Genomic DNA, 18,502 nt, shown 5'->3' with positions numbered 1-18,502 from the left:
AATAAGACTTTTTTAAAACAATCTTGCCTCAAGTGCTTTTAGTTTATAACTTCTTCTATGGATCTTGCAATACCCATACTTTTTAATCATCTCAACATGCAGAGCTGTACCGTAGCCTTTATGTTTTTCAAACTGATACTCTGGATATTTTTTAGCTTCACGCAAAATATCCCTATCATGAGTTACTTTCGCTAAAATAGATGCTGCACTAACCTCGACTACCTTACCATCAGCCTTTATCATAGTCTCAATTTGACTTACTCCAAAGTTAGAGTTTCCATCAAAGAGATACTCACAATCTGGCATATTTTTTACAATCTCTAGAAGTCCTCGTTTGATGCAAAGAGATAAACCATCAGCATCTATGCTCTTAGGTGAAATTTTTACTATATGAAAGTTTGAGTTTTTTACAATCTCTTCAAACAAAAACTCTCTTTTTTTCGCACTAAGTTTTTTAGAATCATTTAATCCCTCTACAGGCGAGTTTAAAACACATCCAGCTATAACTAAGTCTCCAGCAAGAGGTCCACGTCCTGCCTCATCGATCCCACATAACACTCTACAATCCTTTATATTACTCATAAATCTCCTAGTGCCCAAATATCAAATGGTAGCATCTCAACCTTTGAGAGAGGATGACTTAAGCTTCCCTCAGTGTTCATTGTGATGGTTGTTACTTTTTTTATCTTATAACTAAAGATAAAAGATTCAAGTAGTTGCATTTTTTTAAACAAACTTCTCTCATCTCCAAAGGGCTTGCATAAAATTATCTCATCTCTTGAGGGGATATAAAAATCAACACCATCATCGTAAAAACAAGTTATACCAGACTTTAAAAGCTCTAAATAGACCATATTTTCAAAGAGTCTTGAGAAGTTTTTATCTAATGAGAGAGCTGACTTTAAAGAGATATCGCAAAGATAGATCTTCTTAGTAGCCTTTGGATGTTCATTTTTAGCTAGAAGATGAATATATCTTTTTTCAACAAGTGAGTCAAAAGATATATATAGTTTGTCTTTAGATATTTTTCTGCTTTGTTTGAGTCTCTCATAGATAGAAAATGGTGAGAGTTTTTGAGCCATCATCTTTGCACACAAAACTAAGATGTCAAACTCAACATTATCTAGCGCGTATTGTAGGGTCTTTTGTATATAGATATTTCTCTCATCACTTAAAATTTTGTGCATAGATGCAAACCCACCTAGTTGAATAAAGTGGTTAAGTGCGGTTGAGTCATACTTATACTCAAAAGCCAAAAACTCCTCATAGTCAAGTGGATAGAGCCAAACACTCTCTAAATATGTAATATCATGATGTACTTGTGAACAGATAATAAGCTGAGGTACATTTGGTATCTTGATGGCACTTGTGTAGTTATCTAAGACTAGAGTATTTATCTTGTTGAGGTTACAAAACTTTGCAAGTGAGTTGTTTAGTTCATCTATGACTATTCTGATGTCGGAGCAGTCTATATATAGATAGCTTGTTTTTTTAAGACTTAAAAGAAAGTTTTTTACAAGTTTTGTCTTTCCACTTTGTGTGATACCATTTATCTGATAACTCTTGTTATCTAAGTGAACTTTTCTTGAGTGAAATTTGTCTGAGCTAATATCAATTTTGTATAATTCTTGAAGTAGTATATCCATAAAGAAATTTTATCATTTCCTTTCTTAAAGGAAGTAAATTTTACTAAATATTAGATTTTTATGCTAAAACTCTTGAATATCCAAACTCATTTGGGTACAATTCCGCTCCCTTAATATAGTCAGGCAGGACCTGACGAGTTCTTTAGAAGGAAAAACATGGAAAAAATTCGTTTAAAATTGAAAGCTTACGATCATCGTGTACTTGATAGATCAGTAGCATCAATAGTTGAGGCTGTAAAGCGTACAGGTGCTGCAATTCGTGGTCCAATCCCTTTACCTACAAAGATTCGCAAATATACGGTTCTTAAATCGGTTCACGTTAACAAAAAGGCTCGTGAGCAATTTGAGATTCGTATGCACGCTAGAGTTATTGACATAGTTTCAGCTACACCTGAGACAGTTGATTCTCTTATGAAGCTTGATCTTGCACCAGAGGTAGACGTAGAAGTACGCTCTATGGATAAGTAAGGAGTAGGTTATGGAATATATTGTTGAAAAAGTCGGCATGAGCCGAACAATCACAGTACCAAGTAAACCAGTTACTCTTTTAAGAGTTCTTGATTCTAAGGTATGTGAAGTTAATGCAAAAGACGGAAATGTAGCAACTGCTATTGTAGCTTACAACAGCGGTAAAAAAATGAATAAAGCAATAGAAGGTCAGCAAAAGAAATACAACCTTTCATCTGAGTTTAACCGTTTTGTTACTTTAGAAGTAGCAAATACTGAAGCTGGTGAGTTAGATTTAACACCTTTAGCGGAGGCTAAAGTTTTAAAATCTACTTTCACTACTAAAGGTCGCGGTTTCTCTGGAGCAATGAAGCGTTGGAATTTTTCTGGTGGTCCTGCATCTCACGGTCATAGATTTGGTCGTAGAACAGGTTCAATCGGTAATGCAGAGTGGCCAGGTCGCGTTATGAAGGGCAAAAAAATGCCTGGACAATACGGAAACACACAAAATAGTGTTAAAAATGAGATCATTTCTTATGACGCTGAGAACAATATCATTGCGGTAATTGGCTCAGTTCCAGGAGCAAATGGTTCTTTAGGTCGTGTAAAGGTAGCTAAATAATGAGCGCAATCGTTTTAAATGATAAAATGCAAAAAGCATCTGAGTTAGCACTTCCAGAGAGTTTCTCTGGTATTAACCCTCATAACTTATATCTGTATGTAAAGTCAGCTCAAGCTGCACAGCGTGCAAACAGCGCTACTACAAAAGGTAGAAGCGAAGTTAGAGGTGGTGGTAAAAAGCCATGGGCCCAAAAGGGTGGCGGACGCGCTCGTGCGGGTTCTCGTCGTTCTCCTATATTTGTGGGCGGTGGTAAGGCATTTGGTTCTAGTAACAATCGTAACTATGACCTTAAAGTTAATAAAAAGCAAAAGAAGCTTGCTCTTAACTTTGCTCTAGCTGAGCATGCAAATAATGGTAGTCTATTCATCGTTGATAGCATTGAAGTAGCATCTGGTAAAACTAAAGATGCAAATGAGATGTTTAAAGCACTTAACCAAAGAGATGCTCTTTTTGTAAAGTCTTTATTAGATGAAAAAACTTATTTGGCGTTTGAAAATCTTCACCAAACTTATGTTGTTGAAGCTAATGAATTAAATGCTTATTTAGCTGCTAATTATCGTTCAATAGTGATCGAAAAAGCGGTATGGGAAACTCTGATAGGTGGGGCTAAATAATGGCAGACATTACAGATATCAAATCTATACTATATACAGAAAAGACTCTAGCTATGCAAGAAGACAATGTGATCGTAGTATCAACATCTCCACGCATGACTAAAACAGGTCTTAAAGAAGTTTTTCGTGAGTATTTTGGAATCATTCCAACGAATATTAACTCACTGAATCAAAGCGGAAAAGTTAAGCGTTTCCGTGGTGTTGCTGGTAAACAAAATGACTTTAAAAAGTTCTATGTTAAGTTACCAGAGGGTGCACAAATAGAAAGTTTGGCGGTATAAGATGGCTATAAAAACTTACAGACCAATAACTCCATCTCGTCGTTTTTTCACTAATGTTGATAGCAGTGATATTACTGCTAAAGCAAGTGTTCGTTCACTACTTGTTAAGCTTCCTACTCATTCAGGTCGTAATAACAATGGTCGCATCACGTCTCGTCACAGACAAGCGGGTGCTAAAAAAATATATCGTATAATTGATTTTAAAAGAAACAAGTTTGGTATTAGCGCTACAGTTAGTGCTATAGAGTACGATCCATATCGTAACTGTCGTATTGCACTTGTTACTTATGCTGATGGTGAAAAGAGATATATTCTTCAACCAAAAGGCTTAAAGGTTGGTGATACTATAACTTCTGCCGAAGGTGGATTAGATGTTAAACCTGGTAATGCAATGAAGCTTAAAAATATTCCAATTGGTACATCTATACACAATATAGAGCTAAAAACTGGTAAAGGTGGACAAATGGTTCGCTCAGCTGGAACATCTGCTCAAATTATGGGTCGTGATGGCAAGTATGTATCACTTCGTATGCCTTCATCTGAAATGCGTTTAGTATTAGGTGAGTGTTTAGCTACTATTGGTTCAGTTGGTAACGAAGAGTTTGGTAATATCGTTATAGCAAAAGCTGGTCGTCAAAGACATTTAGGAATTCGTCCTCAAACTCGTGGTTCTGCTATGAACCCTATTGATCACCCGCATGGTGGTGGTGAAGGTAAAACGAACTCAGGTCGTCATCCAGTTACTCCATGGGGTAAACCAACGAAGGGTGCTAAAACTCGTCGTAAAAAAGCTAGTGATAATCTTATAATTGCTAGTCGTAAACCAAATGCAAGAAGGGAAGGTTAACAATGGCTCGTTCAGTTAAAAAAGGTCCATTTGTTGATGACCATTTAGTAAAAAAAGTCCAAGCAGCTAAGGCTGAGGGCAGTAAAAAACCTATTAAAACATGGTCAAGAAGATCTATGGTTCTTCCTGAAATGGTTGGTTTTACAATAAATGTTCACAACGGAAGACAATTTGTTCCTGTATATGTTACAGAGAATCACATTGGATATAAACTTGGTGAATTCGCACCAACTCGTACATTTAAGGGCCATAAAGGCTCTGTTCAGAAGAAGGGGTAATCATGGCTAGAGCATTATTAAAATTTATCCGTGTTTCACCAATCAAATCTCGTCTTATAGCAAGAGAAATTCAGGGGATGAATGCAGAGCTTGCACTTGCATCTTTAGAGTTTACTCCAAATAAGGCAGCTAAAATCATCGCTAAAGTTGTTGCATCTGCAGTTGCAAACAGCGGTAATGAAGCAGAGGATTGTACTATTACATCATGTCGTGTTGATAATGGTCCAGTCCTAAAAAGATTTAGACCGCGTGCGCGTGGTATGGCATCTGGAATCAGAAAGCCAACTGCACATATCTTAGTAGAAGTAGAGGGTAAATAATATGGGTCAAAAAGTTAATCCTATAGGTTTACGTCTTGGTATCAACCGCAACTGGGAGAGCAGATGGTTTCCTAACTTTAAGACTGCTCCAGCAGCTTTAGGTGAAGATCACAAGATTCGTACATTTTTGAAAAAAGAGCTTTACTATGCAGGTGTTGCTAACATCATTATAGAAAGAACTATAAAAAGACTTCGTGTAACTATCGTAGCCGCTCGTCCTGGTATCATTATTGGTAAAAAAGGTGCGGATATTGAGAAGCTTAAAACATCTCTTGAGAAACTTATTGGCAAATCAGTTTCAGTAAATATCAAAGAAGAGAAAAAAGCTCAAGTTTCAGCACAACTAGTTGCTGAGAATGTTGCTACTCAATTAGAGCGTCGTGTTGCATTTAGAAGAGCTATGAAAAAAGTTATGCAAAGTGCACAACGTTCAGGTGCTAAAGGTATTAAGATTTCTGTTAGTGGTCGTTTAGGTGGAGCTGAAATGGCTCGTACTGAGTGGTACCTAGAGGGACGTGTTCCTCTTCATACACTTCGTGCTAAAATCGACTATGGTTTTGCTGAAGCTCATACTCAATATGGTTGTATTGGTGTTAAAGTATGGATATTCAAAGGTGAAGTACTTACTAAAGGTATCCCAGCAGAAGCTAAAGAAGAAAAACAAGAGCGTCCAAGAAAACGCGCTCCAAGAAAAGAAAAGGCTGAATAATTATGTTGATGCCAAAGAGAACAAAATATCGTAAGGTAATGAAAGGTCGTAACCGTGGTTACGCTCGTTCGGGTTATACTCTAGCTTTCGGTGATATCGCTTTTAAGGCGGTTGAAGCAGGTCGTATTAACTCTCGTCAGATTGAAGCAGCTCGTATTTCAGCTACTCGTCATATTAAAAGAAATGGTAAGATTTGGATCCGCGTGTTTCCTGCTAAACCATTAACTTCTAAACCTCTTGAAACTCGTATGGGTAAAGGTAAAGGTTCAGTTGATCAATGGGTTATGAACATTAAACCAGGTCGTATTATATTTGAAATGGCTGGTGTTCCGCATGATATCGCGCGTGAAGCGTTAACTCTTGCAATGCACAAATTACCATTTAAGACTAAAATAATTACTGCGGAGTTAAGCAATGAAATATATTGATTTAGCAGATAAAAATGTAGCAGAGCTTAACGCTATGCTTAAAGAGAAAAAGACAGAACTCTTTACTCTTAAGATCAAACAAAAGATGATGCAATTAAATAATACTAGCGAACTTCGTGTTGCTAAAAAAGATATTGCTAAAATCAACACTGCTATTAATGCAGTGGCAAACTAGGGGCCAGAATATGACACATAAGCGTGAAATTCAAGGTAAAGTAGTAACTATTGCAGGCGAAAAAACGATTAGTGTCGTTGTAGAACGTCGTGTAATGCATCCTCGTTACCACAAAGTTGTAAAGCGTTTCAAAAAGTACTTAGTACATGATGAGCGCAGTGAAGTAAAAGTTGGTGATGAGATTGTTGCAGTAGAGTGTCGCCCACTTTCAAAAACTAAATCTTTTAGACTTAAATCGGTTATAAAAGGAGCAGAGTAATGATCCAAGGTTTTACTCGTTTAAACGTAGCTGATAATACAGGTGCTAAAGAGATTATGTGTATTAAGGTACTTGGCGGTTCAAAGCGTCGTTATGCGACTGTAGGTGATGTTATAGTTGCTTCTGTTAAAAAAGCGGCTCCAACTGCTAAAGTTAAAAAAGGTAAAGTTGTAAAAGCTGTTATTGTTAGAACTGCTAAAGAGGTTCACCGTGAAAATGGTTCTCTTATCCGTTTTGATGATAATGCAGCTGTTATACTTGATGACAAGAGAGAGCCAATAGGTACTCGTATCTTTGGACCTGTTGGTCGTGAAGTTCGTTATGCGGGATTTATGAAGATCGTATCTCTTGCACCGGAGGTTGTTTAATGGCAAAATTTAAATTCAAAAAAGGCGATACTGTAGAGATTATCGCTGGTGATGATCGCGGAACTAAAGCTAAAGTACTCTCTGTAATGCCTAAGAAAAACAAGGTAATTGTAGAGGGTTGTAAAGTAGCTAAAAAAGCAATCAAACCAACTGAAGACAATACTAAAGGCGGACATATCAATAAAGAGATGCCTATAGATGTTTCAAATGTTCGTAAAGTGGAGGCATAAGGATGGCTCGTTTAAAAGATAAATATTTAGCACTAAGAGCTGATCTGCAATCAGAGTTGGGTCTTAAAAATTATATGCAAACTCCTAAAATAGAGAAGATTATCATCTCTGTTGGTGCTGGCTTTGCAATGAAAGATAACAAACTTATTCAAAGTATAGAAGATACTATAACTAGGATTGCTGGTCAAAAAGCAAGTACAGTTATAGCTAAAAAATCAGTAGCTGGTTTTAAAGTTCGTGAAGGTATGCCAGTTGGTGTTCGTGTAACACTTCGTGGCGAGAGCATGTATAACTTCTTAGATCGCCTAGTATCTATCGCACTTCCTCGTGTGAAAGATTTCCGTGGTGTTCCTAGAAACGGCTTTGATGGTCGTGGTAACTATAACTTTGGTCTTAATGAGCAACTTATTTTTCCAGAGATTAGTTATGATTCAATCATGCAAGTTCATGGTATGAATATCACAGTTGTAACAAGTGCTGATTCTGATAAGGCTGGTTTTGCTCTTTTAGAGAAAATGGGTATGCCTTTTACTAAAGGGAGTAACTAATGGCTAAAAAGTCAATGATAGCTAAAGCAAAAAGAGAGCCTAAGTTTAAAGTACGTGGATATACAAGATGTCAAATCTGTGGTCGTCCACACTCTGTACTTCGAGACTTTGGAATCTGTCGTGTATGTTTTAGAAAAATGGCAAATGAGGGATTGATCCCAGGTGTTAGAAAGTCTTCATGGTAATATTAAGATAAGTGAGCAAAAGTCCACTTATTTTAAGTCAACAACGGCACTAGTGCAGTTGTTGGTGGTTACAATGTAGAAACTGCTATTCATTCGCAGTTTAAAGTTTTATATTTTAAACTCGCAACAAACAAGGAAAATTAAATGGCAATAAATGACTTAGTGTCAGATGCGTTAACGCGTGTTCGTAATGCAGGTATGAGAAGATTACCAGTTACAACTTTGGTGCACTCAAAAAGTGTTGAAGCTGTAGCAAATATCTTAGTTGAAAAGGGCTATATCGAGAGTTGTAATGTTATTGAAGATGGTGTTAAAAAAACTATCAAAGTTGTACTAAAGTACAATGATGAGGGTAAAACTGTAATCAATGAACTTCAAAGAGTATCTAAACCTGGAAGACGCGTCTATAAAGGTAATAAAGATATCAAAAGATTCAAGAATGGCTATGGAACTATTATAGTTAGTACATCACACGGCGTTCTACCAAATGACAAAGCTTATGAGCTTGGTATTGGTGGCGAAGTTATGTGTACAGTTTGGTAAGGAGATAACATGTCAAGAATTGGTAAATTACCTGTAAATTTTGCTAGCGATATCAAAGTTAGTACAAATGGCGATGTTATAACTTTTGCTAAAGGCAAAAATAGTGTAGATTTAGATACTAAAGGAAATGTTGATTTCTCAGTTGAGAGCAGCACACTTTCTTTTACTTCAAAGTCAGATGAAAAAGCTCACAGAGCTTTTTGGGGAACATATAGAGCTTTAGCTCAAAATATCGTGACTGGTTTAACTGATGGTTACACTAAAGAACTTGAAATCAATGGTGTTGGTTATCGTGCTGCTGTAAAAGGTAGAGTATTAAACCTTCAACTAGGATTTTCACACGATATTAACTTTGATCTTCCAGAAGGTATCGAAGCTAATGTAGAAAAAAATCTAATAACTCTTAAAGGCCATGACAAGCAAGCTCTTGGTCAAGCTGCAGCAGAGATTAGAGCGTTTAGACCACCAGAGCCTTACAAAGGTAAAGGTGTCAAATACAAGCAAGAGCATATCGTGCGTAAAGCCGGTAAAACTGCTAAGAAATAAGGGAGGAGTATAGATGAATGCTAAAGTATTAAAAAGCAAAATTGCTAATCGTATAAAACGAAAGCGTCGTATTCGTGCGAAAATATCTGGTTGTGCTACACTTCCTCGTGTTTCTGTGTTTCGTTCAAATCGTTATCTGAGTGTACAGGCTATCGATGATGTTAGTGCTACAACAATTTGTGCATTAAATTCAAAAGAGAGTGGTCACAAATCAAATAAAGAGGGTGCAGCGTCACTAGGTGAGGCATTTGCTGCTAAACTTAAAACTGCTAAGATCTCTGAGGTTGTTTTTGATCGTAATGGTTACCAATATCACGGTGTAATAGCTGCTTTTGGTGATGCACTTCGTGCAAACGAAATTAAGTTTTAGGGGCTATGATGGAAATCAATAGAGAAGAATTTGAAGAAGCGATCGTAAATATTGGTCGTGTTACTAAGGTTGTTAAGGGTGGTAGAAGATTTCGTTTTACTGCACTTATCGTTATTGGTAACAAAAATGGTACAGTTGGTTATGGTTCTGGTAAAGCAAAAGAAGTTCCTGATGCTATACGTAAAGCTGTTGATAACGCTTTTAAAAACCTAACAACTGTGAGCATTAAAGGTACAACAATTGCACATGATATTGAGCATAAATATAATGCAAGTCGTGTTCTTTTAAAACCAGCATCAGAAGGTACTGGTGTTATTGCAGGTGGAGCAGTTCGTCCTGTTCTTGAACTTGCAGGTTTTCAAGACATGCTTACAAAATCAATAGGCTCAAACAATCCAAACACAGTGGTTCGTGCTACGGTTGAAGCACTAACTCGTATTAAAGGATAGATAATGGGTATTGAAAATTTAACACCAGCAGAAGGTTCTACAAAGAATCGTAAAAGAGTTGGTCGTGGACAAGCTTCGGGAACTGGAAAAACTGCATCTCGTGGTCAAAAAGGTCAAAAAGCTCGTTCAGGTAATAAAAGAAAGAGAAACTTTGAGGGTGGTCAGATGCAACTTGCAAAAAGACTTCCTAAGATTGGATTTAGCACTAGTAATATAAAACCTTATGTTATTAATGTAGAGAAAATCAAAGCAGTTGCAGAGCTAGGAGAGATTACTATGGAGACTATCCGTGGTGTTCATAAAATTGCTGCAAGTGTTAGCAAAGTTAAGCTAGTTGGTGCGACGGCTAAAGACTTAGCATCAAAAATCAAAGACGACAACGTTACTACTACAGGTAAATAGTCGTGAATAAAAATCTAGTAAATAAGATACTTATTACTATCGGGTTTTTATTTATCTATCGCCTACTGGCTTATGTGCCAGTTCCTGGCGTTGATACTGCCGTTATTGCTTCATTTTTCGATTCACATCAAGCAGATGCACTAGGACTATTTAATATGTTTAGTGGAAATGCTGTTGAGAGAATGTCTATTATCGCTCTTGGGATCATGCCTTACATCACCGCTTCAATCATCATGGAACTTTTAGCTGCTACTTTTGCTCCACTAGGACAGATGAAAAAAGAGAGAGATGGAATGGTTAAGTATATGCAAATCATTCGCTATGCGACTATTGCTATTACTATAATTCAAGCAATTGGTATAAGTGTCGGTCTTCAAAGTTTAACTGGTCCAAATGGAAACAGTGCAATTTTAGCTGATCATAATACATTTATAATTCTCTCCGCTGTATCAATGTTAGCAGGAACAATGTTACTTATGTGGATTGGTGAACAGATAACTCAAAGTGGTATAGGAAATGGTATCTCACTTATCATCTTTGCAGGTATAGTCTCGGCAATTCCAAGTGCAATAGGTCAAACTATCACTATGGTAAATACTGGAGCCATGAGCTTTTTAACTGTGATTGCAATTTTGGCTCTTATAATGGCAACAGTTGCCATCATTATCTATGTAGAACTTGGTGAGCGTCGCGTGCCCGTTACATATGCTAAAAAAGTCATGATGCAAAATCAAAACAAAAGAGTAATGAACTACATTCCTATAAAAGTAAACTTAGCTGGTGTTATTCCAGTTATCTTTGCATCTGCGATATTGATGTTTCCTATGACTGTTTTATCAAGTAGTACAAATCCTACTATTCAAGGGATTGCAGATTTGTTAAACCCAAATAGTTACTTTTTTAACTTTTTAACATTTCTTTTTGTAGTCTTCTTTGCGTTTTTTTACGCTTCGATTACATTTAGTGCAAAAGATATTTCAGACAACCTAAAGAGACAGGGTGGTTTTATTCCTGGTATTAGAACAGGTGAAGCTACAAGAGAGTTTTTAAATGAGACCGCTAGTAGGCTTACCTTTACGGGTGCACTCTATCTTGGTCTTGTTGCAACGCTTCCGTTTATGATTATCAAGGGAATGGGTGTTCCTTTTTTCTTTGGTGGTACTGCAGTTTTGATCGTTGTTCAAGTAGCACTTGATACTATGAGAAAGATAGAGGCTCAGATTTACATGAGTAAGTATGAGACACTAAGTGCAGTTGGTTTATAAATAATGGCTATTGCACTTAGAAAACCTGTAGAAATAGAAAAACTCCGTGCAGCCAATAAAATTGTTGGCGGCGCATTGGAGCTTCTTGCACAAAACACAAAAGTAGGCGCTTCTTTAAAAGAACTAGATGCTATGGCTGAGGATTATATTCGCTCTCATGGAGCTAAGCCATCTTTTAAAGGACTCTATGGTTTCCCTAACTCCGTTTGCACATCACTCAATCAGGTTATTATCCATGGTATCCCAACTGACTATAAGCTCCAAGAGGGTGATATTATTGGTTATGATATTGGTACTGAGCTTAATGGCTGGTTTGGTGATGCGGCAATCACAGTTGGCGTTGGTGAGATAGAGATGAGAGATGAAGAGTTGATAGCTTGTGCTAAAGATGCACTTTACCATGCTATCGATGAGATTAAAGATGGTTTGAGATTTAAAGAACTCTCTTTTAAAATAGAAAAATTTATTCACTCTCGTGGCTTTGTACCACTACATAGTTTTTGTGGTCATGGCATAGGAAAAAAACCTCACGAGGAACCAGAAATCCCTAACTACCTAGATGGTAAAAACCCAAAAGCAGGTCCAAAGATAAAAAATGGAATGGTTTTTTGTCTTGAGCCTATGATTTGTCAAAAAGAGTCAGAGCCGATTATTTTAGATAATAAGTGGGATGTTGTTAGTACCGATAATTTACGCGGTTCACACTATGAGCATACTGTTGCAGTTATCAACGGTAAGGCTGAGATATTATCTCTTGCTTAAGAGTTAGAAAAGGACTTATAAAATGGCTAAAGCTGATGTTATAGAAGTTGACGGCAAGATTATTGAAGCATTACCGAATGCAACTTTCCGTGTTGAATTAGAAAATGGGCATATCATTTTATGTCATATCGCAGGCAAGATGCGTATGCACTATATTAAGATACTTCCTGGTGATAAGGTAAAGTTAGAACTAACACCATACTCTCTTGATAAGGGTCGTATAACATATCGTTACAAGTAAAAAGAGGTTTTTACCTCTTTTTACTCCCATTTAAACCTTATCATTGGCAAGTTTTGTTTATTTGACCACTCTAAAAGTGAAGCTTCATATAGCTTTGTGTTTTTAAACCCCATCTTTTGATAGAGAATAAAAAACTCCATACTAGCACTTATTGCATCCCTATCGTAAACAATTATCTCATCATCACTATTTAATTCATGCCCAGCTAGATAGATCTCATCGAGTTCACGTTTGCTCCTTAGCGTACTATCTTTTAAAAATTTAGTAGCTGTGTAACTACTTTTTGCACCTTTTATATGTCCTAGCCCTAAAATGCCATCAGAGCGGCTGACTCCATAGTAGTCATCATATGATCTTGCATCTAATATCTTTGCATCTGAGTTTCGCATATCTTTAGTGTTAGCTATAAGATGTTTTTTTGGCTTAATTATAATAGTTCCTGCTTTTATATCTGGAGTAAGAGAGGAGACTAGAAGGTTGTTTTGAAAAACCCAAGCCATATAACCACCATCTAAGATACTTATGTTTTCAAGTCCACTATAAAAAAGAACAAAAGCTAAATAGCTCGCATCAAAGATGGCCTTTTCGGAGTTATGAGAGTAGATAACAACTTTAGAATCATTGCTGATACCAATCTTTCTTAGAGTTTTTTGTATACTTTCATCTGGTTTTAGAGATGGATATAAATTTAGAGAATTTTTATCTATGAACTCTTTTACGCTAACGTGAATGGCACCTTCTATATGGCTTGTATCGTAGAGTTCTTTTTGCGAGACATCAATAAGTATAAGATTTTTATCATTTAGTGATGCCCTAAGCTCTGCTGGAGCTATAAAAGCATCAGATGCAAAGAGACTAAAGACGCTTAAGCTTAGTAGTAAAAAATATTTTATCATAAGTTTAGAATGTTTGAGCATTTCTAAGCTCTGAGATTTCAGTCTCAACCATCTCATGAATCATAATAGTAAAAAGCTCAGATATTAAGTTTGGAGATACATCTAACTCTATGGCCTTACGACGAACTTTTTGCATAATAAATTCTATACGATCATCGGCTTTTACTTCATCAACTGAGTCTTTAAACTTTGCAGCTTGGCGGACAAAATGACTTCTTTGCGAAATCAACTCAACTAGTTTATCGTCTAGTATATCAATATTTGCTCTTACTTCTTCTAGTGAATTACATACTACCATATCTACATCCTTAGTGCGCTTTTTTTAATCTAAGTAATGTTATCTAAAAAGAGATAAGAATATGTTAACCCCCAGAGCTATTTTTTATATAAAGTTTTATACCCAAAACCATTTATTAACACTTTAGTAACTTTAAGCCTATATAATACATTTACGATTCTTTATATATGGCCTTAACTTGACTCTAAGGCTAGGTTTTACTAACCCCTTTCTCCTGTTGGGGTTAGTAAAACTTCTACCTTAAAGCTTCAATCTTTTTTATCAATCTTTCTTTTTCATTTATATCTTTTGTATGATTTACCTTCTCATTTAACCAAAACAAAGAACTCTTTTTATAGCCATTAAATGAAGCGGTTTTTATTATTTCATCCCTAGTTTTAGATGTTAGTTTATCTCTTATAAGTGCAGCAGCTAATAGTTTAGAAGTTGGTTTTGAGATTTTCATTATAGCTTTATTAGCTTCTTTATACTCTTGTGCTTTGAGTCTTGCTGCAAAGTTTTGATAAGAGGCGTCAAGCTCGTTTATATCGTAATCATTTTTTTGCTGTATAAAGGCAAAGTATGCATCTGAGCTTGCATCTTTTTGTAGAATTGATATATCTTGAAATTCTTTGCACTCATCTTTAACTCCCACAATTATATTTAGGGCACACTTTGCTAAGTAGATGCGAGAGAGTGCTTTTAAGTCTGCTCCTTGTTTCGCGTGATTTATGGCTCTCATAAGATCATCTTTTGCCATAGCATCATTCGCACCTAAAAAGTTTTTTGTGTAGGATTCAAACGCACTTACGCTTTTGTATTGCCAATCATTTGGAGGCGACTTAAAGGAACAAGCATTAAATAGTAGAAGTGTTAAAAAAAGTAGCAATATCTTTATCATGGTAGACTCATCTCTGGTTTTGATTTATCTTGCATAAACGCATTGACTTTGTCCATTATCTGGTTACTCTTTTGCAAACTCACAGAGATCTGCTTTTTTAATTCTAAAAGCTCCATATCATAACTTCCAATCGCTTTTACAGTTGAATCTAATGTCTCTAGTTTTTGTTTAACATCTTTCATGATGGCATCTAGCTCCTTTATCAAAGAAGATGCAGGAGTCATAATATCATTATCAAAAGATGAAGTGGTTTTAGAGATGTTTTTAGAGATAACATACAACTCATCCATAATTTTACTAGTCATATTTAGTGCATCAATGACACTTCTTGTTGAGTTTTTATCTCCTGTTATGCTATAGAGTAACGAGTCACTATTTGAAAGTTTTGCACTAAAATCCCTGATATTTTTAAAGGTTTGATTTAGAGGTGAGACATCTTTTGTCAGATCAGAAGTAATAGACTCCAAATTGTTTATGATATTTAAAATCTTATCAACAGCTGGACCAAGCTTTGTTATCATATCGTTTATATCGTTGCTTTGAACCATCAGAAGCTCGGTATCTTCTTCTAAGACTTCATTATCTATGACAGAATAGACTTCTATCTTAGTTGGACCTATAAGAGGTTTTATAGTCATTAAAACAGTGTCTTTTGTTATCCATTTGCGATTTTTTTCATCAACTGAAAATGTTATCAAAACTGATCCATCATCATTTAGAGAGATATTATCAATAACTCCGATACTAAACCCGGAAAACTTTAAAGGCATACCAACACTAAAAAATTCAGCACTATCAGTTGTAAAGTGATAGTTAAACCTTTTGTTAAATGTCCCTTTGTTTTCTAAAACAAGATACAAAAATGTAAATATAGTAACTAAAAGAGATATAACAAAAAGACCTACTGCTAATTTTATTTTATTATAGTGCATGATACCTCCTTATAGTGAGCTTCGTTTGAGAGCGTATCGAGTATTACTACCTCTTTATTTATATCAAGTTTTTTAATGATGCTAATTAAGTCATTTATACTAGACAAATTATCTAATAAGTTTATTGGCGAGACAATTATAACGTTTTTATCATCACTCATCATAGCTCGTATGAGAGATACACAAAAGACTTCATAAGCATTGCACATATTTACTCTGTGTAAAGAGATCCTCTCAAGGTCTATCTTTGCTAAAGCCTCCCTAGCTTGTTTTTGTGCATATTTAGTTGCTAAATGCTCATGGACTTCTTTAATAAGGGAAATGTTTTCAAGCATATTAAGATCTGAGATAAGTGGAGTTTCTTTAGATATCAAAGCAAAGCTAGACTCTTTATCTAAATATTCAGATATCTCAGGATAGTGTTTAAGTAGTCTTATAGTGATTGGAGTAGTAATGATAACACCTCGATAAAAAAGATAGCTACAAAGAGCTTAACCATGCCGTTTAGCACAGAGACAGGGACGGCAGTGTAAGCGTTTGTAGTTTCAAGCCCACTATATATTGGGATTAGCATGATAACAAAACCAAAAGCTAAACTCTTTATAAGTAAAGCGAGTAAATCTTTTAACTCGATAGCGCTAATGAGCAAGTGTTTATAGGTATGAAAATCCATATGCATATAAAAAAGTGCAAAGATATAACCACTGCAAAGCATGATAAAAGAAAAAAGAATAGAGAGGGAGACAACACTTATCATCCCGCTTATGATTCTTGGTAAGAAGAGATAGTCAATAAGGTCTATCCTATATCTTTTTAGAGTGTTTAGCTCATTGTTTACACCCATAACTGCTATTTCCGTGTTTACTGCAGCTGATGAGCGAAGAGAGATGAGAAGAGCTGTAAAAAATGGAGAAAACTCATCTATAATAAAAGTGATGAGAATAGAGCCTATCTTGTCTTGTAGTCCATATTCACTAGCTAAAACAATTATAACTCCAATGATGACAGAACCAAAAAGAACAGATATTGTAGTAAAAAGAGGGATGATTTGAACTGTTGTGAAGTAGATCTGTTTTGTTAAAACCATTCTCATCGCTGGATTGTAACTTTGTGGTTTGAGCATATGAGCTGTGCAAATAAAAGTAAATTTTATTGCCTCATAGATGGAAGCTAAGACTTCTAATGTTTTACCTCCAATGCTCTCTACAAACTTTAAAACCACGAGTTCCACCTTCACAATTTTGATTATTATCCTATATTTTGCCTTAGGGTTTGGTATAATTTTTACAAATTTATCGACGGGGACAGTATTGAGCAAAGGGCTAAAGATTTATGAGATGTATAAATTTCTATATGAGACTTATGGTGCTCAAGGATGGTGGCCTTTTATAGAGTCTGGTTATGATAAGGGCAGTTATAGATTTAACAAAACTAGTGATGAGATTTTTGAAGTGTGTCTTGGTACTATTCTTACTCAAAACACAACTTTTAAATCAGTTGTAAAGTCACTTCAAAATTTAAAAGCACTTGATGCACTAAGTCCTGCATCTATAAAGAAGCTAGACTTAGAGAGTTTAAAGCTTGCTATAAAACCATCAGGATATTTTAACCAAAAGGCTAGATATATCTTAGAATTTGTCTCTTTTTATGAAAGCTTGGACTCAAGAGTCCCATCAAGAGAGGAACTTTTAAGCGTCTTGGGCATAGGGCAAGAGAGTGCAGACTCTATACTTTTGTATGGATATAGTAAGAGTGAATTTAAGATAGATGCATATACAAAAAGAGTTCTCTTAGAGTTAGGATTTATCGATGAGAGAGCGAAATATAAAGAGATAAAAGAGCTAATGCAAGAGAGCTTAAAAGAGTTTATAGAAGATGAGCAAGAGTTAGTAAAAGTCTATCAAGAGTATCACGCTCTTATAGTACATCACTCCAAAGAGTTTTATTCTAAAAAACCTTATGGAGTTGGTTGTATGTTAAAAGAGAGATTTTCTTGCTAGATAAAAATAACAACTCTAACATCATCTTTTTTGCGTCTACTCATCACTTAAGATAGATGCCACTATCTTTAACTTCTATCTTTTTAGCGTCGGCTAGAGTTGTTAGTGAGCGTTTGAACTCTTTTTTACTAAGTCCAAAAACATCTTTTATAAGCTGGGCATCACTTTTGTAGTTATAAGCCATGATACCATTGTTGTGTTTTAGAAGTTCTAGTACTTTGTCTGCAGAAGAGTTTCTCTCTCCAGCTTTTCTAAGTGAGAGATCTATATTTCCATCTTTACGGATAGTCTTTACATAGGCAGCTCTTTTATCTCCTAAAGAGATTTTCTCAAAGATTTCATTGTGGTATATAAGTCCTTCATATTTGTCTTCAACGATGCACTTAAAACCTAGTGGAGTCTTTGTAATGATGGTGATGTTTACTTCATCAGCTGCTTTGATACCTTTTACTTTTTTAAGAAAAAAATTGCCTAATTTTTCACTCGCTACAAGTCTGTGAGTCTGCTCATCATAGACAACTTTTACAAACCTTTTTTCGCCAACTTTAAAAGGAGTCTTTTGTAGCATCCTAGGACAAAGTAGATCTTTAGGAAGTCCCCAATCCAAAAAAGCTCCAAAAGGTGCAACATCTACAACTTCTAAAAGTGCAAACTCATCTAGCATAGCTTTAGGTTTTAGTGTAGTAGCTACTAACCTATCTTCTGAATCAGTATATAAAAAAACATCCACCAAAGAGTCAACTACCATCTCCTCTTTTACATAAGCATTTGGAAGAAGCACATCTATGCCATCTCCTGCTATAAGAAATATACCAGGATCTGCATGTCTATCTACTCTAAGAGTGTTTATAAAACCTAGTTCTAGGTGCTCGCTTTGTTGCATTTTTTGTCCTTGGTGGTTTAGATAATTAGCTGAGAATATTTTGAGATTGTATCTTCTTTGTTATGTAAAAACCATTAA

General features: G+C 35.7%; 33 protein-coding genes. 24 read left to right on the top strand and 9 right to left on the bottom strand.

Annotated features, from left to right (window positions below; genetic code table 11):
* Nucleotides 1–12: 12 nt before the first annotated feature.
* Complete coding sequence (locus tag M947_RS19235) at nt 13–582, bottom strand: ribonuclease HII (protein ID WP_021287748.1); 570 nt, start codon at nt 580–582, stop codon at nt 13–15.
* Nucleotides 579–1,646 carry an ATP-binding protein gene (locus tag M947_RS19230; protein WP_021287747.1) on the bottom strand — a complete coding sequence of 356 codons (1,068 nt, stop codon included), beginning with the start codon at nt 1,644–1,646 and terminating at the stop codon, nt 579–581. The genes M947_RS19235 and M947_RS19230 overlap by 4 nt, the downstream gene beginning before the upstream one ends.
* Before the next feature lie 156 nt (nt 1,647–1,802).
* Here M947_RS19230 and rpsJ point away from each other — a divergent pair, with 156 nt between their 5' ends.
* The 23 genes from rpsJ to infA all read left to right on the top strand — a co-directional run bounded on the left by rpsJ (nt 1,803) and on the right by infA (nt 12,535).
* Nucleotides 1,803–2,114 carry a 30S ribosomal protein S10 gene (gene rpsJ / locus M947_RS19225; RefSeq protein ID WP_021287746.1) on the top strand — a complete coding sequence of 104 codons (312 nt, stop codon included), beginning with the start codon at nt 1,803–1,805 and terminating at the stop codon, nt 2,112–2,114.
* A 10-nt stretch (nt 2,115–2,124) separates the two neighbouring features.
* Nucleotides 2,125–2,715, top strand: a complete 591-nt coding sequence (gene rplC / locus M947_RS19220) for a 50S ribosomal protein L3 (RefSeq protein WP_021287745.1) — start codon at nt 2,125–2,127, stop codon at nt 2,713–2,715.
* The gene (gene rplD, locus M947_RS19215; RefSeq protein WP_021287744.1) at nt 2,715–3,329 is read left to right on the top strand and encodes a 50S ribosomal protein L4; all 615 of its coding nucleotides are present in this window, start codon (nt 2,715–2,717) and stop codon (nt 3,327–3,329) included. The genes rplC and rplD overlap by 1 nt, the downstream gene beginning before the upstream one ends.
* Complete coding sequence (locus M947_RS19210) at nt 3,329–3,610, top strand: 50S ribosomal protein L23 (protein ID WP_021287743.1); 282 nt, start codon at nt 3,329–3,331, stop codon at nt 3,608–3,610. Before rplD ends, M947_RS19210 begins: the two co-directional genes overlap by 1 nt.
* A 1-nt stretch (nt 3,611) precedes the next feature.
* Entirely contained in the window at nt 3,612–4,457 is an 846-nt protein-coding gene (gene rplB / locus M947_RS19205; protein WP_021287742.1) for a 50S ribosomal protein L2, read from the top strand.
* Between the two features lie 2 nt (nt 4,458–4,459).
* Entirely contained in the window at nt 4,460–4,735 is a 276-nt protein-coding gene (gene rpsS / locus M947_RS19200; RefSeq protein ID WP_021287741.1) for a 30S ribosomal protein S19, read from the top strand.
* A gap of 2 nt (nt 4,736–4,737) precedes the next feature.
* Nucleotides 4,738–5,055, top strand: a complete 318-nt coding sequence (gene rplV / locus M947_RS19195) for a 50S ribosomal protein L22 (RefSeq protein WP_021287740.1) — start codon at nt 4,738–4,740, stop codon at nt 5,053–5,055.
* A gap of 1 nt (nt 5,056) precedes the next feature.
* Nucleotides 5,057–5,764: a 30S ribosomal protein S3 gene (rpsC, locus tag M947_RS19190; protein ID WP_021287739.1), complete on the top strand. Its 708-nt coding sequence runs from the start codon at nt 5,057–5,059 to the stop codon at nt 5,762–5,764.
* A 2-nt stretch (nt 5,765–5,766) separates the two neighbouring features.
* On the top strand, nt 5,767–6,192 hold the full coding sequence (gene rplP / locus M947_RS19185) for a 50S ribosomal protein L16 (protein ID WP_021287738.1): 426 nt from the start codon (nt 5,767–5,769) through the stop codon (nt 6,190–6,192).
* Nucleotides 6,179–6,367: a 50S ribosomal protein L29 gene (gene rpmC, locus M947_RS19180; protein ID WP_021287737.1), complete on the top strand. Its 189-nt coding sequence runs from the start codon at nt 6,179–6,181 to the stop codon at nt 6,365–6,367. The genes rplP and rpmC overlap by 14 nt, the downstream gene beginning before the upstream one ends.
* A 10-nt stretch (nt 6,368–6,377) precedes the next feature.
* Nucleotides 6,378–6,626: a 30S ribosomal protein S17 gene (rpsQ, locus tag M947_RS19175; protein WP_021287736.1), complete on the top strand. Its 249-nt coding sequence runs from the start codon at nt 6,378–6,380 to the stop codon at nt 6,624–6,626.
* Nucleotides 6,626–6,994: a 50S ribosomal protein L14 gene (gene rplN, locus M947_RS19170; RefSeq protein ID WP_021287735.1), complete on the top strand. Its 369-nt coding sequence runs from the start codon at nt 6,626–6,628 to the stop codon at nt 6,992–6,994. The genes rpsQ and rplN overlap by 1 nt, the downstream gene beginning before the upstream one ends.
* Nucleotides 6,994–7,224, top strand: a complete 231-nt coding sequence (gene rplX / locus M947_RS19165) for a 50S ribosomal protein L24 (RefSeq protein ID WP_021287734.1) — start codon at nt 6,994–6,996, stop codon at nt 7,222–7,224. The genes rplN and rplX overlap by 1 nt, the downstream gene beginning before the upstream one ends.
* Before the next feature lie 2 nt (nt 7,225–7,226).
* Nucleotides 7,227–7,772, top strand: coding sequence for a 50S ribosomal protein L5 (gene rplE, locus M947_RS19160; RefSeq protein ID WP_021287733.1), 546 nt, complete (start codon nt 7,227–7,229; stop codon nt 7,770–7,772).
* Complete coding sequence (locus tag M947_RS19155) at nt 7,772–7,957, top strand: type Z 30S ribosomal protein S14 (RefSeq protein ID WP_021287732.1); 186 nt, start codon at nt 7,772–7,774, stop codon at nt 7,955–7,957. Before rplE ends, M947_RS19155 begins: the two co-directional genes overlap by 1 nt.
* Before the next feature lie 144 nt (nt 7,958–8,101).
* Nucleotides 8,102–8,500 carry a 30S ribosomal protein S8 gene (gene rpsH, locus M947_RS19150; RefSeq protein WP_021287731.1) on the top strand — a complete coding sequence of 133 codons (399 nt, stop codon included), beginning with the start codon at nt 8,102–8,104 and terminating at the stop codon, nt 8,498–8,500.
* A 9-nt stretch (nt 8,501–8,509) separates the two neighbouring features.
* Nucleotides 8,510–9,046, top strand: a complete 537-nt coding sequence (gene rplF, locus M947_RS19145) for a 50S ribosomal protein L6 (RefSeq protein WP_021287730.1) — start codon at nt 8,510–8,512, stop codon at nt 9,044–9,046.
* 13 nt (nt 9,047–9,059) lie between these two features.
* A complete protein-coding gene (gene rplR / locus M947_RS19140) occupies nt 9,060–9,416 on the top strand; it encodes a 50S ribosomal protein L18 (RefSeq protein WP_021287729.1) in 357 nt (118 codons plus the stop codon).
* 8 nt (nt 9,417–9,424) lie between these two features.
* On the top strand, nt 9,425–9,865 hold the full coding sequence (gene rpsE, locus M947_RS19135) for a 30S ribosomal protein S5 (protein WP_081666480.1): 441 nt from the start codon (nt 9,425–9,427) through the stop codon (nt 9,863–9,865).
* 3 nt (nt 9,866–9,868) lie between these two features.
* Nucleotides 9,869–10,267, top strand: coding sequence for a 50S ribosomal protein L15 (gene rplO, locus M947_RS19130; RefSeq protein WP_021287727.1), 399 nt, complete (start codon nt 9,869–9,871; stop codon nt 10,265–10,267).
* A gap of 2 nt (nt 10,268–10,269) precedes the next feature.
* Nucleotides 10,270–11,532 carry a preprotein translocase subunit SecY gene (gene secY / locus M947_RS19125; protein ID WP_021287726.1) on the top strand — a complete coding sequence of 421 codons (1,263 nt, stop codon included), beginning with the start codon at nt 10,270–10,272 and terminating at the stop codon, nt 11,530–11,532.
* Nucleotides 11,533–11,535: 3 nt separating this feature from the next.
* A complete protein-coding gene (map, locus tag M947_RS19120) occupies nt 11,536–12,294 on the top strand; it encodes a type I methionyl aminopeptidase (protein WP_021287725.1) in 759 nt (252 codons plus the stop codon).
* A 22-nt stretch (nt 12,295–12,316) separates the two neighbouring features.
* On the top strand, nt 12,317–12,535 hold the full coding sequence (gene infA / locus M947_RS19115; protein WP_013326041.1) for a translation initiation factor IF-1: 219 nt from the start codon (nt 12,317–12,319) through the stop codon (nt 12,533–12,535).
* Between the two features lie 20 nt (nt 12,536–12,555).
* Here the strand turns inward: infA and M947_RS19110 are convergent, their stop codons facing one another.
* From M947_RS19110 to M947_RS19085, 6 genes are all read right to left on the bottom strand, one after another.
* On the bottom strand, nt 12,556–13,452 hold the full coding sequence (locus M947_RS19110) for a sulfurtransferase (RefSeq protein WP_021287724.1): 897 nt from the start codon (nt 13,450–13,452) through the stop codon (nt 12,556–12,558).
* Nucleotides 13,436–13,729: a chorismate mutase gene (locus M947_RS19105; RefSeq protein ID WP_021287723.1), complete on the bottom strand. Its 294-nt coding sequence runs from the start codon at nt 13,727–13,729 to the stop codon at nt 13,436–13,438. Before M947_RS19105 ends, M947_RS19110 begins: the two co-directional genes overlap by 17 nt.
* Before the next feature lie 235 nt (nt 13,730–13,964).
* Nucleotides 13,965–14,609 carry a hypothetical protein gene (locus tag M947_RS19100; RefSeq protein ID WP_021287722.1) on the bottom strand — a complete coding sequence of 215 codons (645 nt, stop codon included), beginning with the start codon at nt 14,607–14,609 and terminating at the stop codon, nt 13,965–13,967.
* Complete coding sequence (locus M947_RS19095) at nt 14,606–15,541, bottom strand: MlaD family protein (RefSeq protein ID WP_021287721.1); 936 nt, start codon at nt 15,539–15,541, stop codon at nt 14,606–14,608. Before M947_RS19095 ends, M947_RS19100 begins: the two co-directional genes overlap by 4 nt.
* Entirely contained in the window at nt 15,523–15,915 is a 393-nt protein-coding gene (locus tag M947_RS19090; protein ID WP_162139352.1) for an ATP-binding cassette domain-containing protein, read from the bottom strand. The genes M947_RS19095 and M947_RS19090 overlap by 19 nt, the downstream gene beginning before the upstream one ends.
* 59 nt (nt 15,916–15,974) lie before the next feature.
* Entirely contained in the window at nt 15,975–16,763 is a 789-nt protein-coding gene (locus M947_RS19085) for an MlaE family ABC transporter permease (RefSeq protein WP_021287718.1), read from the bottom strand.
* Between the two features lie 115 nt (nt 16,764–16,878).
* Between M947_RS19085 and M947_RS19080 the strand changes: the two genes are divergently transcribed.
* Entirely contained in the window at nt 16,879–17,541 is a 663-nt protein-coding gene (locus M947_RS19080) for an endonuclease III domain-containing protein (protein ID WP_021287717.1), read from the top strand.
* A gap of 43 nt (nt 17,542–17,584) precedes the next feature.
* Here M947_RS19080 and M947_RS19075 read toward each other — a convergent pair whose 3' ends face one another.
* Complete coding sequence (locus M947_RS19075) at nt 17,585–18,424, bottom strand: CvfB family protein (protein ID WP_021287716.1); 840 nt, start codon at nt 18,422–18,424, stop codon at nt 17,585–17,587.
* Nucleotides 18,425–18,502 lie beyond the last annotated feature (78 nt).

Source organism: Sulfurimonas hongkongensis, assembly GCF_000445475.1.
Taxonomy (GTDB): Bacteria; Campylobacterota; Campylobacteria; order Campylobacterales; family Sulfurimonadaceae; genus Sulfurimonas; species Sulfurimonas hongkongensis.
This window is presented reverse-complemented; position numbering and strand designations above follow the sequence as displayed.

Excerpts from the sequence above, each read along its gene's own strand:
- M947_RS19235 (WP_021287748.1), bottom strand. The coding sequence starts at position 582 with ATGAGTAATATAAAGGATTGTAGAGTGTTATGTGGGATCGATGAGGCA.
- M947_RS19230 (WP_021287747.1), bottom strand. The coding sequence starts at position 1,646 with ATGGATATACTACTTCAAGAATTATACAAAATTGATATTAGCTCAGAC.
- rpsJ (WP_021287746.1), top strand. The coding sequence starts at position 1,803 with ATGGAAAAAATTCGTTTAAAATTGAAAGCTTACGATCATCGTGTACTT.
- rplC (WP_021287745.1), top strand. The coding sequence starts at position 2,125 with ATGGAATATATTGTTGAAAAAGTCGGCATGAGCCGAACAATCACAGTA.
- rplD (WP_021287744.1), top strand. The coding sequence starts at position 2,715 with ATGAGCGCAATCGTTTTAAATGATAAAATGCAAAAAGCATCTGAGTTA.
- M947_RS19210 (WP_021287743.1), top strand. The coding sequence starts at position 3,329 with ATGGCAGACATTACAGATATCAAATCTATACTATATACAGAAAAGACT.
- rplB (WP_021287742.1), top strand. The coding sequence starts at position 3,612 with ATGGCTATAAAAACTTACAGACCAATAACTCCATCTCGTCGTTTTTTC.
- rpsS (WP_021287741.1), top strand. The coding sequence starts at position 4,460 with ATGGCTCGTTCAGTTAAAAAAGGTCCATTTGTTGATGACCATTTAGTA.
- rplV (WP_021287740.1), top strand. The coding sequence starts at position 4,738 with ATGGCTAGAGCATTATTAAAATTTATCCGTGTTTCACCAATCAAATCT.
- rpsC (WP_021287739.1), top strand. The coding sequence starts at position 5,057 with ATGGGTCAAAAAGTTAATCCTATAGGTTTACGTCTTGGTATCAACCGC.
- rplP (WP_021287738.1), top strand. The coding sequence starts at position 5,767 with ATGTTGATGCCAAAGAGAACAAAATATCGTAAGGTAATGAAAGGTCGT.
- rpmC (WP_021287737.1), top strand. The coding sequence starts at position 6,179 with ATGAAATATATTGATTTAGCAGATAAAAATGTAGCAGAGCTTAACGCT.
- rpsQ (WP_021287736.1), top strand. The coding sequence starts at position 6,378 with ATGACACATAAGCGTGAAATTCAAGGTAAAGTAGTAACTATTGCAGGC.
- rplN (WP_021287735.1), top strand. The coding sequence starts at position 6,626 with ATGATCCAAGGTTTTACTCGTTTAAACGTAGCTGATAATACAGGTGCT.
- rplX (WP_021287734.1), top strand. The coding sequence starts at position 6,994 with ATGGCAAAATTTAAATTCAAAAAAGGCGATACTGTAGAGATTATCGCT.
- rplE (WP_021287733.1), top strand. The coding sequence starts at position 7,227 with ATGGCTCGTTTAAAAGATAAATATTTAGCACTAAGAGCTGATCTGCAA.
- M947_RS19155 (WP_021287732.1), top strand. The coding sequence starts at position 7,772 with ATGGCTAAAAAGTCAATGATAGCTAAAGCAAAAAGAGAGCCTAAGTTT.
- rpsH (WP_021287731.1), top strand. The coding sequence starts at position 8,102 with ATGGCAATAAATGACTTAGTGTCAGATGCGTTAACGCGTGTTCGTAAT.
- rplF (WP_021287730.1), top strand. The coding sequence starts at position 8,510 with ATGTCAAGAATTGGTAAATTACCTGTAAATTTTGCTAGCGATATCAAA.
- rplR (WP_021287729.1), top strand. The coding sequence starts at position 9,060 with ATGAATGCTAAAGTATTAAAAAGCAAAATTGCTAATCGTATAAAACGA.
- rpsE (WP_081666480.1), top strand. The coding sequence starts at position 9,425 with ATGGAAATCAATAGAGAAGAATTTGAAGAAGCGATCGTAAATATTGGT.
- rplO (WP_021287727.1), top strand. The coding sequence starts at position 9,869 with ATGGGTATTGAAAATTTAACACCAGCAGAAGGTTCTACAAAGAATCGT.
- map (WP_021287725.1), top strand. The coding sequence starts at position 11,536 with ATGGCTATTGCACTTAGAAAACCTGTAGAAATAGAAAAACTCCGTGCA.
- infA (WP_013326041.1), top strand. The coding sequence starts at position 12,317 with ATGGCTAAAGCTGATGTTATAGAAGTTGACGGCAAGATTATTGAAGCA.
- M947_RS19110 (WP_021287724.1), bottom strand. The coding sequence starts at position 13,452 with ATGCTCAAACATTCTAAACTTATGATAAAATATTTTTTACTACTAAGC.
- M947_RS19105 (WP_021287723.1), bottom strand. The coding sequence starts at position 13,729 with ATGGTAGTATGTAATTCACTAGAAGAAGTAAGAGCAAATATTGATATA.
- M947_RS19100 (WP_021287722.1), bottom strand. The coding sequence starts at position 14,609 with ATGATAAAGATATTGCTACTTTTTTTAACACTTCTACTATTTAATGCT.
- M947_RS19095 (WP_021287721.1), bottom strand. The coding sequence starts at position 15,541 with ATGCACTATAATAAAATAAAATTAGCAGTAGGTCTTTTTGTTATATCT.
- M947_RS19080 (WP_021287717.1), top strand. The coding sequence starts at position 16,879 with ATGTATAAATTTCTATATGAGACTTATGGTGCTCAAGGATGGTGGCCT.
- M947_RS19075 (WP_021287716.1), bottom strand. The coding sequence starts at position 18,424 with ATGCAACAAAGCGAGCACCTAGAACTAGGTTTTATAAACACTCTTAGA.